Raw genomic sequence first — 14,147 nt, forward strand, 5'->3', positions numbered from 1 at the left:
ATGCAGCCATTCTCGCGGCTGTGGGGAAATGAGGCTGAGAAATCGCCGCTATCTTTTAAGTTTTCTCCAGGGATCCCGCGAGAGATCCCGCGCTTGCTCGCCCACTGTTCTCAACGATGTCGAGAACTCTACAAAGTTTACAAAAGATTACTTCATACTTTGCAAAGACCCGTGACGGACAAGCGAAAAGGGAAGAAGATTAAAACATAATAAAGATTTGGGTTGCCGTTCATGCTACCTACTGTCGACTACGAGCGGCGAGACATCCAGGTGCCACCCTCGTGCATTCCCGCTGCCGCCCAGGCCTTGATCCGGCAGGGGGTATCCATCTGCTGGCGGGAAGAGAGCCTGTCTGCCCTAATTCGTCTCGGATCCAAAGGCGCCGCCGACCGGGCCGCCATTTTGCTGGTGGAAATGAGCCTCATGGGCCAACCGGAAGAGCTAAAAAACTGGCTGGAGATGTGCTGGCAACTGCCCGCTTGTTTCAGGGAACCGCTGCAGGTGTAGGGGTATAAGAATCCCTGTTGCGGGCGAAGATGGGGTTGGTCTTTGTCTCCATCCGGTTGTGCGCTCTCGGGAACTTTTGCAGTATTATCGTCGCTTGCGTCACCAGACCCTGACGGTTGTGGACGTGGAAACCACGGGATCCTGTGTGCCTGGGCAACGGGTCATCGAAATTTCACTGCTCAAGGCCAGTCTAGAGCAAGGTATTCTCGACCACAGGGCTTGGTTGTTGGATCCCGGCATTCCCATCCCCCCCTCAATTGTGCGATTGACAGGCATTACGCCCGAGATGGTGGCCCAGGGATCTGACCCGGCGGTAATTTGGCCAGAAATTCAAGCCGATCTGGAGTCAGGAACGCTGACGGCCCACAATCTCGCCTTCGACTACGGCTTTTTGCAAATGGAATACGGGCGGCTAGGGATCCCATTTGTCCGACCGAAACCAGATCAGTTCTGCACCCTACAGTTGGCACGGCTGTTATTGCCGGATTTGCCCTCCCGCAGTTTGCCCGCTTTGGTGGAACATTTTCAGTTGCAGTTGGGTGGGCCGCTGGTGGCGGGGGGAAAATACTCCCACCGAGCCGCAGCCGATGCCTTGGCCTGTTGGCTGCTGGCAGAGCGGCTATTGCAGCAGGTGTATTGTGAACCGGAAGAACAAATATTGGCCCGTTTTGGGCGGCAGTGGATCCCAGTTAGCGAAGCAGCACAAATCTTGGGCTGTTCTACTCGCGAAGCCCGTGCACAGATGGAAACTGCGGGGCTAATGGCACGCGCTAGCCGCAGCGGAGCCTATCTGTATCGCCGTGACGAGGTGGAAGCCTTGGCGGAAAGAAGTGTTGCGGCTGAGGCAGCGGATTGAGGGCTAATGGTCTGGCGACGATCCTACGAATGGGGCCCTCCAAACCCACACCTTGGCCACACAATTTGGTATAATCCTATACTAACTATGAACCCGAACTTTGGGCTACATCTGCCAAGGAAGAGTTTAGCTGACGAAGCCAGGAGCCAGAGTTGAGGTCAGATCAGGCAAGCTCTCCAGGATTCCGTATTCCATCATGAGTTCCGCTGCTTTCTTCCAAACAGTGGGATCGATTTCGCCCAACCGGCCCCCTGCAGTGACATAGGGATCGAGAAGCTCAAGAGTACGGGTTTGATAGGCAACATCCTTGTAGGGGGATCCCTCAGGGACAAACCTTTCTACGATCATGGCTGCCGTCTTGGGTTTATCGGCTAGAGCCCGTTTCCAACCCTCGAAAGTTGCTGCCATAGCGGCACGAACAAGCTCAGGTTTATCGGCCAGCGTCGCCTCCGAGGCTACGATGGTCTGTGCTGTCGAGAGGAGGCCGTGATCCGAAAGTTTGAGAACCTTTGGTTCAACGCCGAACTGCTTCGCAACCCCAATGGGCTCGTCGATCACGTAGCACTGTACAGCGGCAAACTCACCCGATAGAACACGTTCGTACTTGTTGCTGTAGGGGATCTCCACCACCTCGATATCTTCGATGCCGTTCACCCCCTTGACCAGCGCCATGATCTTCAGCCCATCCAGATGTACACCAACTCGCTTGCCTCGCAGATCGGCCAGGCTAGAAAGTGACTGGTTCGGGGTGGTCATCAGGCCATAGGGTGAGGCCTTAAACATTGTCGCAATCGCCTTGACAGAGGCACCATCAGCCTGAGCCGCAAGAATGAGATTCTGTTCGGCACAGGCAAAGTCAGCCTTGCCCATAGCTACCTCGGCAACCACATTAACCCCATCCGACCAGGGCCGAGGCTCAAGTGCGATACCCTTCTCTGCGTACAAACCGGCATCGATCCCCACAAACACGCCCGCGAACTGGGCGTTAAACTTCCAATCAAACTGAAAGGACATGGAGGTTGCCGCCTCTACGCGACGAACCTGCTGCACCGGCAGAGCAAGCGCGGCAGAACAAGCTGCTCCGTATTTCAAGAGATCGCGACGTTTCATCATTCTGGGCTTCTGGATGGATTGAGAAAAGAACAATTGATTGTTGCTTTCTGCAACCCATCGAGTCTGTATTTCAGGCTACAGCACGGCTCAGTCCAATTGCGCCTTCAGGGTTTGCACCCCCCGTCGCGACCAGCTCACCGCTCCAGCTCGATCGGCTACGTAGAGGGGCCGTTGTTTTTGCCGAAACCAGGCAGTCACTGCTTCGCTGACAGGGCCAGAGCTGATGCCCGCCTGCACTTGAAAGCGCTCCAACAGATCCAGGATCAGGGATCCTCCGTCCCACCACAGCCAGTCGATCTGGGCCGGCATCAGCGGGGATCCGGTTAGCTCGGCTTGCACATGGGTGCCGGCAGAGCCCAGCAGCAGCCAATGGGATCCCTCTGTTTCTAAAGTCAACACCAGGGGGTTGGTGTGGATGGCCTGTAGGCTCAACCGCTGCGACACCGGGATCCGGTCGGCAGGCTGCAACACTCGATAGGGGATCCCGGCAGCTTGCACAGCACTGAGGGAGCGCAGGTAACTTTCGGAAGCCGCATTAGCCCCTCCCCCATCCCAGAATTGCCCAATCGCGTTGGCGGGACGTACTCCTTTGGAGAAAGCCGACAGCAGGATCTCCCAGCCGCCATTGGCAGAGCCGGCGGAGGTCATGGCCACCGCTCCATCCAGACGGCGCAGGCCCCGCTGCCGCAAAAAGGGCAACACCGTGCGTTCTGCCAAACGGGGATCCCCGCTGTTGAGCAAGAGGTGGCGCCCTTCCGCTTGAATGGCCAGGATGGGAATTCGTCCACTGGCCAAGGCGGTGATCTGAACGGCTGGCCCCGGCCACAACCCCGGCCCCAACAGGATCCCGACCAGGATCAAGGCAGTGCCCTGCCAGCGGAAAGCCCGTTGCCACCGCGGCCAAAAGGTTAGGGCCACCAGCGCGCCGTAGAGGAGCAAGCACTGGAGCAGAGAAACTCCGCCGGTGTAGTAGGAGCTGAAGGGCCAACCGGCTATCCAGCTCACCCAGTTGATCAAAGGCGTGAGAAGCAGCCCTAGGGGCCTTGCCAGCAGGGATCCCAGCCCTGGAGAGAGTAAAGCCACAAAGGCCACCCCGAACCCCGCCACCAGCAGCGGCACCAGCAGAATCAGCAGCAGCGGGTTGGCCAGCAGTGAATAGGTGGGGATGCGGCCAAAGATGGCCACCTGCAGCGGCAAAGTCCAGATCTGGGCGGCCAGAGGAACGGCCAAGGCGGTGGCCACAGCCGGAGGCAAAAAGTCCAGCCGGGAAACAATTGGGGCTGTTCCGACCAGCAGGCCCAGGGTGGCGGCAAAGCTGAGCTGAAACTCCAGGTCTGTAATCCACAGCGGCTCGTAGATTAAGAGCAAAACTGCCGCCACCAGTAGCGTCCCCAGGGGATTGAGCTTCACCTTTCCTTCCAGGCGCGGCTCCGTCAGCACCACCATGGCTGCTGCCCCCATCAGTGCCGCTCGCAACACCGAAGGGCTGAACCCCGTCAGGGCAATGTAAAGCCCCAGCACTGCCAGAATGATCCCCTGCTGCAGGCGCACCGCCAACCGCCGTGTTAGGACAAACACCACCCCCACCAACAGCGACACATGAAACCCAGAAGCGGCCAGCGCATGGGCCATGCCGATTTCCCGGAAGGCATCCTGCAAGTCGAAATCCAATTGGGCGGCCCCGGATCCCAGCACCAAGGAAGCCAACAGATTCCCCTGCCGCTCCCCCAATCCAGCAACGAACGCCTCTCGCACCCGCCGCCGCAACACCCAGCCCCCCCAACCTCTTCCCCCCGGCTGCAGGATCACCTCACGGGCGCTGAAGCCGGCAAAAGCCCCCTGGCGCTGCAGGTAGGCTTGAAAATCAAAGCTGCCCGGGTTCAAGGCCGGACTGGGAAGGTACAGGGATCCCGTCAGGCGCACCCGTTGGTTGGGGTGGAGATCCTTGTCCTGGAGGGCCTCAGGGCCGGTGGTGACGTAGAGCTTGCCGCTGACCTGGCGGGCCGTGGAGTCGGCGTTGAGCACCTGCTCTGCTCTCAGCCAAAATTGCAGCCGTCCGCTGCGGGTGGGACGGGGTTCCGAGAGGACGGTGCCCACCAAGTTCATCTGCTGCTGGGGGGCCAACAGGCTGATATCCGTCGGCCCGGGAAAAGGCTGCCGCCAACCCAGGTAATTCCAAGCCAGACACCCCACCAGCCCCATCGCCAGCCAAGTGCGGGCCAGACGCGGTTGCCGCCGGCACAGCAGGGATCCCGCCAGCCCCAATCCCAGCAGGATCCCCCAGCCCCACCCGGCAGCCTGGGGCCAAGCCCGCACCAGCAGGCCCAAGATCCAGCCCAACCCCAGCAGATAGGTTCTTTCCATGTGCCGCAGACCCGTCTGCCCCCCACTGTACCGATGTGGTCAAGCGGGATCCATTGCGTTGTCTTAACCTTGCTCGCCTGCCGAAAGAATTGTATTAAAGGATACTCTTTCTCGACCTTGGCAAAGGGAGTGTAGATTAGGGCTGGTCGCGCCAGCGGGATGTAGTCCTTGGCAGTTTCCTGCGCCGGCATCCTGAAAACGACCCTAAAACGACCCTAAGTTATCTGTCCCCTTCCCCGCTGTTTCCCCTAGACCCTATGCGCATCCGATCCATCCGCGTTCTCAGTGGCCCCAACTACTGGAGCATCCGTCGTCATAAGCTGATTCAAATGCGGCTTGATCTGGAAGACTTGCAGGAGCGACCCACCAACACCATCCCGGGTTTCAAAGAAAGGTTGGAGGCCCTGTTGCCGGGATTGTGGGAACACCAGTGCTCCCGCGGCTGCTATGGGGGATTCTTGCAACGGGTGGAAGAGGGCACCCTCATGGGCCATGTGGTGGAGCATGTGGCCTTGGAACTGCAGACCCTGGCCGGCATGAAAGTGGATTTTGGCCGCACCCGCGAAACCTCCACCCCCGGCACCTACAACGTCGTGTTCGAGTATCAAGAGGCAGAGGCCGGGCGCTTTGCGGCCAAAGCTGCAGTCTACCTCTGTCAGGCTTTGGTGGATGGAGAAGACTACCGCCGCGACCTAGAACTGGACATTCAAGAGTTGCGAGAGATCCGAGAGAACGTCCGCTTCGGCCCCAGCACCCAAGCTTTGCTGGACGAGGCCGCCCTGCGCGGGATCCCCTATCTGCGCCTCAACAAGGGATCCCTGGTGCAACTGGGGTACGGCGTCTACCAAAAGCGCATCGAAGCCACCACCACTGAAAAAACCAGCATCATTGCTACCGACCTGGCCGCCGACAAGCGGGCCACCAAAGAGCTGCTGCAGGACATGGGGATCCCGGTGCCCAAGGGCTATACGGTGCGTCGCCGCAGCGAGTTGGCAGCCACCATCGAGGATGTCGGGGGCTTTCCGGTGGTGATCAAGCCCCTCAACGCCAACCACGGCAAGGGCATCACCGTCAACATCACCAGCCTGGAAGCCGCCGAGATCGCCTACGACGCTGCCAGACAATACTCTGATGTGGTGTTGGTGGAAAAGCACCTGGTGGGGGATGACTACCGCCTGCTGGTGATCAACAACAAGCTGGTGGCTGTGGCCAAACGGATCCCGGCCTATGTGGTGGGAGATGGCCGTTCCACCATTCAAGAGCTGATCGACGAAGTCAACAGGGATCCGCGACGGGGGTTTGGCCATGAAAACGTGCTGACCCAAATCAGCGTTGACGACATGACCCTGCGCATCCTCGAAAGCAAAGGCTACACCCTGGATACCGTGCTGCCCGAAGGAGAACATTGCACCCTCAAGTCCACGGCCAACCTGAGCACCGGCGGCATTGCCGTCGATTGCACCGATATCATCCACCCCTACAACGCCTTCATCGCCGAACGGGCAGCTCAGATCATCGGCCTGGATGTGGCGGGCATCGACCTCATCTGTCCGGACATCACCCAGCCCGTCAACGAAACCGGGGGCGGCATTGTCGAGGTGAACGCTTCTCCGGGTTTGCGCATGCACCTGGCCCCCAGCGAAGGGATCCCGCGCAATGTGGCTGAGCCCATCATCGACATGCTCTTTCCCCCCGGCAGCCACACCCGCATCCCTATCCTGGCCGTCACCGGCACCAACGGCAAAACCACCACCACCCGCCTGATCGCCCACATCCTCAAAGGCATCGGCAAGCGGGTCGGCTTCACCACCACCGACGGCGTTTACATCCAAAACCATCAAATTGCCAAGGGAGACATGACCGGCCCCCACAGCGCCCGCCTGGTGCTCAGGGATCCCACCGTAGAAGTGGCGGTGCTGGAAACGGCGCGAGGCGGCATTTTGCGAGAGGGGCTGGGGTTTCCGGAATGCGATATTGGCGTGGTGCTCAACGTAACCTCAGATCACCTGGGGTTGGGGGATATCGAAACCCTAGAAGACATGGCCCGCGTCAAATCCGTCTTGGTGGAAGCGGTACACGAGCGGGGCTACGCTGTCTTGAATGCCGATGATGGTCTGGTGGCCGCCATGGCCGCCAATGTCAAGGCGACAGTGGCCTATTTCAGCATGAACCCGGAAAATCCCCTCATTCAAAAGCACATTGCTTCCGGGGGCATAGCAGCTGTCTATGAAGAGGGCCACATCTCAATTTTGAAACGGGGCTGGAAACTGCGCATAGAAGATGTAACCAAAATTCCCCTCACCCTCTCTGGCAAGGCCAGCTTCATGATCCAAAATGTGCTGGCCGCTACTTTGGCAGCCTTCCTGCACGGGGTTTCCATCGACGACATCCGCATGGCGCTGGGCACCTTCACCAGTTCTGTAGCCCAGACCCCCGGTCGCCTCAACTTGTTTGATGTAGGGGGCTACCAGGTGTTGGTGGACTATGCCCACAACCCAGCAGGTTACGAAGCCATTCAAAGTACCCTGGAGCGCTGGGATTGCCAACGAAAAATTGGGGTTATCGGCGGGCCTGGGGATCGGCGCAACAGCGACCTACGAGAGCTGGGAGTCTTGGCAGCGCGCATGTTCGACCGAGCCATTGTCAAAGAAGATGATGACCGGCGAGGACGGGAACCAGGCGAGGTGGCCGCCCTAATCCGGCAGGGTTGGGAACAGGAAAAGGCAGGGGATCGCCTGCAGGAAATCTTGGATGAGGCTACTGCCATCGAAACCGCTTTGGAAAAGGCCGAACCTGGAGACCTGGTGGTGATCTTTCCGGCAGATGTGCAGCGCACCATCCAGATCATCACCCGCTTTCAAGACAAGCTCAATCCCAAACCCAGTTACCGTGGCTCCTCCTACAGCATCGGCCCAGATTTGATCTCCCCCAGCCCTGACGTCAAACTGTCTTAGGCTGGCTGCCGACAACTCCAGAGTGCTCTATGGCCTCCATTCCTGGACAGACATCGAGAATTGAGTGGGCGGAGGTGACCCATAAGTCCTCGGCGGCGATATCCTAAGTTTAGGCTGGCGGGGGCGGGTGACTTGTCTTTTGGGAAGCAGCAGGTGTTCGGCTCAGGGGATCCTCGGCTTTTCAGAAGCCTTAACCGTTCTAAAAAAGTCTGAGGGATGGCAGACAGAACTTTGGGGATCCCAAAAGGTCTAAAGACTCCGTCCCGCCGACGCGATGGGAATGTCGTTAGGGTAGTTGTGAATTTGGCAAGGAAAACAGCTCATGGACAGCGCTCTGCTTCAAGCGGCTCGCCAGATTTATCAATTTCATCTGCAGTATCGACCGGAAGTGCTGGAGCAACCTCCGCGGGGGGTAGTTATTCACCGCCGTACCCTGCGAGGGGATCTGATCTTTTCCGAGTTTCCCATTCTGCTGCCCCAGGAAACTTTTATTCCGCTGCAGCAATTGGAGCCGCTGCGGTGAGACACAAGGAGCTACGCTGACAGAGCAGATCCCCCCTTCCTCTTCTGCCTTTGGGAACTCCGTCCCGCCGACGCGATGGGAATCGCTGCCACGCTCAAGGCTCTCCCCTACTGCGCAACGCTCGCGTGATGTGGCTAAGCAACGCTGATGTGAACAGCACCTGGGAGCTGCACCTACTGGGCTGGGTGCTGGTACTGGTACTGGGGGCCTGTGTGGGCAGCTTCTTGAACGTGGTGGTCTATCGCCTGCCGCAGGGCCTTTCTCTGCTCTATCCCGGATCCCATTGTCCAAGCTGCAAGACGCCGCTGGGCCCGACGGAGAACATTCCCATCCTAGGCTGGTTGTTGCTGCGCGGTCGCTGCCGCCATTGTGGAGCGCAGATTAGCTGGCGCTACCCTGCCGTTGAGGCGTTGACAATGGGCCTGTTTGCCCTCAGCATCGGCGCTTTGGGGTTTTCTGCCCAAGGGATCCTCACCTGCGTCTTGTTGAGCTGGCTGTTGGCCCTGGCGCTCATCGATCTGGATACCTTTTTGCTGCCGGAGGAGCTGACCCGTTCAGGCCTGGTGGTGGGGCTTTTGGCCCGCCTGGCTCTGCCGTGGCTACAGGGATCCGGATCCCTGGCTGCTACGGGTCTGTCACTGGTGGCAGGGATTGCAGGAGCTGTGCTGGGCCTCTGGCTGTTGGAGGGGATTGGCCTTTTGGCCCAGTGGGTCTTGCGGCGGGAGGCCATGGGTGGGGGAGATGGCAAGCTGTTGGCTGTGATCGGCATGTGGTTGGGGTGGCAGGGGGTGACAGTCACCCTGCTGCTGGGCTGCGGGTTTGGCCTGGTGGGCAGCCTGCTGGCTATAGGCTTGGGGCAAGCCCGCCTGGGAAAACCCATCCCCTTTGGCCCCTACCTGGCCTTGGGTGGAGGGGTAGCGGCTCTGGCCGGATCCCAACTGGTGGAGGGCTACCTACGCTGGGCCGGATTGGTGGGGTAGAGGGAACGTCCATTCAACATTGGATACTTCATGTTTCGGGATCTATGACTTCAAACTGATCGGGAAAAAGAATGAGATTAAAATATCGAAAACCTCCTACCAAGCTCAAATCCGGAACCGCTAAATCAACCGCATAGCCTTCAGTGGGATCTGAGTAACATTCCACAATGGATCCCTGAGTTCCAGCAGGAATAGTGGTCTCGCTGAAATACTCCTTGACATCTGCCACAGTTTTGACTCTACTGTATGGCTTGATTCTAGAAGTGGTTTTACTCATCATTGTGTACCTCTAGCCAATTGGTGACCAAACGAGGGATTAAACTTTCCTTATCAACCTGCCACACGGTCACTAAAGTGCCTTTTTTCTGATTGAGGCCCAAAATTTCAATCTTGACTCGATAGCGGCTTCCATAGGGTGTTGGAAACGGATCCCCGGCTAAGGCGCAAGGCAGAGCAGCAGTAACCTGTTGCAGAATGTGAGCAAATCCCACCCTTCTTCCCTCTGGTGTACTGACATCATAGCCAAGCTCTGCAAAGGCAATCCACTTGCCTTGATTTCCAGGATTAGCTGGATTCATAGAGTAATCAACGAACTTGGCAGGATCCACTGCTGCTTCAGAAGCCCTGGGCAAGGATCCGGCCATGGTTGCAGCTTTTGCCGACTTCACGTAAGGTCTAAGGACTCCGTCCCGCTGGCGCGAACAGTAGCCCAGACGTCTCACGCTAACCTGAAACAACCATATTAATTACTCCACCCCTTCGATTCTGTCCTCGATCTCCTGATACAGCTCCTGCAGGCGCTCGATATTGGCCTGGGAAGTCTGCCAGTAGCCGCGCCCATGCACCTCTAGCAGGGATCCGACAATGCGCCGGAAGGAGTGGGGGTTGAGGTTCATCAAGCGCTGCCGCATGGCCCCATCCTTGATGAAGGTCTCGTTGGTTTCTTCGTAGATCCAGTTGTCCACCGCACCTGCCGTGGCCGACCAGCCCGAAGTGTTGACCAACCGCTTGGCGATCTCCCGTACCCCTTCGTAGCCGTGCTTGAGCATCCCCTCATACCACTTGGGATTGAGGAGCTTGGTGCGGGCGTCCAGACGGATGGTTTCGCTCAGGGTGCGGATCTGGGCGTTGGGCGTGGTGGTATCCGCCATGTAGGCAGAGGGGGCTTTGCCATCCGGGCGCAGGCTCTGCACCAGCTTGGTGGGATCCGAGTCAAAGTAGTGGCTGACATCCGTCAAGCTGATCTCCGAGGAGTCCAGGTTCTGGAAGGTCACATCCACCGTTTTCAGGCTGGCCTCGAAGAGCTGTCGCATCTGCTGGTTGGGCAGGTTGGAGCCGAAGGCAAAGGACTTGCGGGATAGGTACATCTCCCGCAGCTCGCTTTCATCTTCCCAAGAGCTGTTTTCCACCGCCAGGTTGATGTTGGCCGAGTAGGAGCCAGACGCATTGGAAAAGACCCGCGTCGCCGCCTGTTCCAGGGTCAGCCCCAGCTCTTCTGCCTGCTGCAAGGCGTGCTTGCGCACAAAGTTCAGCTCCGGTGGCTCCACCGCTGCGGCCGCCAGCTTCACCGCCCGGTCGATCAGGTCCATCTGGTTAACAAACAGATCCCGGAATACCCCAGAGCAGTTCACCACCACATCGATTCGGGGACGGCCCAGCTCCTCCAAGGGGATCAGCTCCACCTTGTTCACCCGCCCCAGGGCATCGGGTTTGGGTCGCACCCCCAGCAAACACAGCACCTGCGCCAGGGATTCCCCGTAGGTCTTGATGTTGTCGGTGCCCCAGAGCACCACCGAGATGGTTTCCGGGTACCGGCCACCGTTACTGCTCATCTCGCGAGCCAGCAGCCGTTCCACCACCATCTCCGCCGACTGGATGGCGGCTGCCGTGGGGATGGACTGGGGATCCAAAGCGTGGATGTTGCGCCCTGTCGGCAACACATTGGGGTTGCGGATGGGATCCCCTCCTGGCCCCGGCAAAATGTACTCCCCTTCCAAGGCCCTCAGCAGGGATCCCAGCTCTTGGTCGGCGGTAATTTGCTTCAGGCACTCCTCCAGAAATTCAAACAAGGGCTTCAAAAGATCCGGATCCACCTGTGGGTAGCCCGCCTCCTTCAGGGCCATTAGCCACGGCGCTTGCCGACCCATGTTGAAGAAGTTGAGCTTGGCCACCCTAGAGACCCGCCCCTGGGCATCGGTCTGCTCCTGCACCAGAGCTGCCACTGCCTTTTGACAAGCTTTGTTGATGCGATCCAGCAGCTCCGTATCCGCCAGGTGCCCCCGATCTCGGTTGCGGTAGATCTCGTCGATGTCCCGGCCCAGGCTTTGGGCAAGAATGCGCGGCAGACCCAGGATCCCTTCTTCCGGGCGGTCGATGCTGGCAATGCTCACCAAGGTGGCAATCGCCTCCTCTGCTGTGGGGGGCGCTCCAATGACGTGCAGACCACAGGGCAACAGCCGCGACTCGATCTCCATGAGCTTGGCGTAGATCTTGCCCACCACCGTGTCCCGCTCCTCCAGGCTCAACTGGGCAGCATCCCCCGCAGGAAGATCCACATCCTTATCCAGGTTCACCAGCCGCGCCTTGTCGCAGATGGTGTTAACAATCTGAATGCCGCGCCCCCCTTCCCGCAGGCTTTGGTAAGAGCCGATCAGCTCCCGCAGCTCTTGCAGCCCCTTGTAGAGGCCGGCGTTTTCTGCCGGCGGCGTCAGGTAGCTGATGGTGCAGGCGTAGCCCCGCCGCTTGGCAATAGTGGCCTCACTGGGGTTGTTGGCGGCGTAGTAGTACAGGTTGGGCAGGGATCCAATTAGATTATCCGGATAGCACTCGCCCGACATGCCGATCTGCTTGCCCGGCATGAACTCCAGGGATCCATGGGTGCCAAAGTGCAACACCGCATCCGCCCCCCACACTTTCTCCAGGTAGGTGTAGTAGGCGGCAAAGCCGTGGTGAGGGCTGGCTGACCTGGAAAAAAGCAGCCGCATGGGATCCCCTTCATAGCCGAAGGTGGGCTGCACCCCGATGAACACATTGCCGAAGTGCTTGCCGTAGATCAACAGATTTTGCCCATCGGTATTCAGGTGCCCCGGCGCTGGCCCCCAGTATTGCTCGATGGCTTTCACGTAGGGTGTCAGCGCCTCGTATTCCCGCACCGACAGTTTGGCGGCCACATTCAGCTCCGGGCTGGCGTACTGGGCCTGGGGATCGTGCAGGATGGACTCCATCAGCTCCTGCGGGGTTTTGGGCAGCTCGGGGCCGAGGTCATAGCCGTTGTGGGCCAGGGCCTGCATCACCCGGTGAATAGAGGCAAATACATCCAAGTAGGCTGCTGTCCCCACATTGCCTTTGTCCGGTGGGAAGCTGAAGACGGTGATGGCGATCTTCTTCTCCAGCTTGGGCTTGCGCCGCAAATTGGCCCATTTAATGGCCCGCGCCGCGATCAGCTCGATCCGATCCTGCATGGCATGGGCTTTGCCGGTGGCCGCGTCCCGCCCTGAGAGGATGATGGGATCAATGGCCCCGTCCAGCTCGGGAATGGCAATCTGCAGAGCCACCTGCACCGGGTGTAGGCCCAGATCGCTGCTGGCCCATTCTTCCGTCGATTGAAACACCAAGGGCAGCGCCACCATGTAGGGGCGATTCAGCCGTTGCAGCGCTTCCACTGCTTTGGGGTGATCCTGCCGCGCCGGCCCCCCCACCAGGGCAAACCCGGTTAGCGACACGACCACATCCACAATGGGCGCTGTCTTCTGCGCGTTCCAGAAAAACTCGTTCACTGGCTTGGAGAAATCTAGACCCCCGGCAAACACCGGCACCACCCGCGCCCCGCGCGACTCCAGCTCTTGCACCATGGCCACGTAGTGGGCATCATCCCCCGTCACCAGGTGGGTGCGCTGCAACACCAACCCCACGCAGGGAGCCAAGGGATCCTTCACGTCCTGCGGCAGATCCTCGCGGGCGTTGTACCAATCCAAATACTCCGCCAGACTGGCAAACATCTGGGGTGCCAGGGGGTGCCAAATGCCCATCTCCAAATAGGTGACCGGCTCGGCAAACTGCACCTGATCCCGCATCCCCGGCAGGTAGCGATCCGCCAACATCAGCAAAAAGTTCTCCAGGTTCTCGCGGGATCCCCCCAGCCAATACTGAAAGCTGAGCATGAAGTTGCGGGCATCCTGCGCCTTGTCGAAGGGCAGATACTTCAGCACCTTGGGCAGGGTCTGCAGCAGCTTCAGCATCCCCTCCTGGAAGTTGGATCCCTGCTGGCGCTTGCGCATGAACTGGGCAATGGCGCTCTTGGACTGTCCCAGCTGCGCCATAGAAAAGGATCCCATCTTGTTCAGGCGCATCACCTCCGGCATGGAGGGAAACACCACCACCGCATCCAGCCGTTCCCGCAGGGGCTCTACCGCCTGCACCACCTTCTGGGCAATGTCCTCGATGAAGATCAAGGATCCAATAAAGACATTGGCCGTTTCCAGATCCCGCCGAAAAGCCTCATAGCCCGCGGGATCCCGCAGCTCCTCCACCAGGTAGCCGGCCAGCTCCACCGCCAGCTTGGAGTTGTGGGCATTGATGCGCTGCGCAGCCGCCGTCAGGGCACTCTGATATTGCGGCTCCAACACCACATACACCACCTTCATCAAGCGGCGATCCCCTACCTCGGCAGGGGTAACGTGGCGGGTGATGGGCTTAACCAGAGTAAACATGCGGTCGCTCTCCGTCGTGCAATGCAAAAATTGGGTAAACCGGGGAAAGGATTCCGTCCTGCTAACGCGAAAGGACTCCGTCCCGCTGACGCGAAAGGACTCCGTCCCGCTGACGCGAAAGGACTCCGTCCCGCTGACGCG

At 59.2% G+C, this 14,147-nt stretch carries 9 protein-coding genes; 5 read left to right on the plus strand and 4 right to left on the minus strand.

Annotated elements, in window-relative coordinates:
* Positions 1 to 231 precede the first annotated feature (231 nt).
* Both NW849_RS11580 and NW849_RS11585 read left to right on the plus strand, forming a co-directional pair.
* Entirely contained in the window at positions 232 to 507 is a 276-nt protein-coding gene (locus NW849_RS11580; RefSeq protein WP_414357761.1) for a hypothetical protein, read from the plus strand.
* Positions 508 to 583: 76 nt separating this feature from the next.
* The gene (locus NW849_RS11585) at positions 584 to 1,363 is read left to right on the plus strand and encodes an exonuclease domain-containing protein (RefSeq protein WP_414357762.1); all 780 of its coding nucleotides are present in this window, start codon (positions 584 to 586) and stop codon (positions 1,361 to 1,363) included.
* Positions 1,364 to 1,489: 126 nt separating this feature from the next.
* On the opposite strand, the gene NW849_RS11590 is transcribed toward NW849_RS11585, so the two are convergent.
* Both NW849_RS11590 and NW849_RS11595 read right to left on the minus strand, forming a co-directional pair.
* Entirely contained in the window at positions 1,490 to 2,476 is a 987-nt protein-coding gene (locus NW849_RS11590; protein ID WP_414357763.1) for an ABC transporter substrate-binding protein, read from the minus strand.
* An 87-nt stretch (positions 2,477 to 2,563) separates the two neighbouring features.
* Positions 2,564 to 4,840: a ComEC/Rec2 family competence protein gene (locus NW849_RS11595; RefSeq protein ID WP_414357764.1), complete on the minus strand. Its 2,277-nt coding sequence runs from the start codon at positions 4,838 to 4,840 to the stop codon at positions 2,564 to 2,566.
* A 257-nt stretch (positions 4,841 to 5,097) separates the two neighbouring features.
* On the opposite strand from NW849_RS11595, the gene cphA reads away from it, so the two are divergent.
* From cphA to NW849_RS11610, 3 genes are all read left to right on the plus strand, one after another.
* Positions 5,098 to 7,794 carry a cyanophycin synthetase gene (gene cphA, locus NW849_RS11600; protein ID WP_414357765.1) on the plus strand — a complete coding sequence of 899 codons (2,697 nt, stop codon included), beginning with the start codon at positions 5,098 to 5,100 and terminating at the stop codon, positions 7,792 to 7,794.
* A 322-nt stretch (positions 7,795 to 8,116) separates the two neighbouring features.
* Positions 8,117 to 8,317 carry a hypothetical protein gene (locus NW849_RS11605; protein WP_011432545.1) on the plus strand — a complete coding sequence of 67 codons (201 nt, stop codon included), beginning with the start codon at positions 8,117 to 8,119 and terminating at the stop codon, positions 8,315 to 8,317.
* A 149-nt stretch (positions 8,318 to 8,466) separates the two neighbouring features.
* A complete protein-coding gene (locus NW849_RS11610; RefSeq protein ID WP_414357766.1) occupies positions 8,467 to 9,297 on the plus strand; it encodes a prepilin peptidase in 831 nt (276 codons plus the stop codon).
* A gap of 269 nt (positions 9,298 to 9,566) precedes the next feature.
* Here the strand turns inward: NW849_RS11610 and NW849_RS11615 are convergent, their stop codons facing one another.
* Positions 9,567 to 9,941, minus strand: a complete 375-nt coding sequence (locus NW849_RS11615) for a DUF6883 domain-containing protein (RefSeq protein ID WP_414330567.1) — start codon at positions 9,939 to 9,941, stop codon at positions 9,567 to 9,569.
* 102 nt (positions 9,942 to 10,043) lie between these two features.
* Positions 10,044 to 14,006, minus strand: coding sequence for a magnesium chelatase subunit H (locus NW849_RS11620; protein WP_414357767.1), 3,963 nt, complete (start codon positions 14,004 to 14,006; stop codon positions 10,044 to 10,046).
* Positions 14,007 to 14,147: the final 141 nt, after the last annotated feature.

Source organism: Synechococcus sp. R55.3 (assembly GCF_047461975.1).
GTDB lineage: Bacteria > Cyanobacteriota > Cyanobacteriia > Thermostichales > Thermostichaceae > Thermostichus.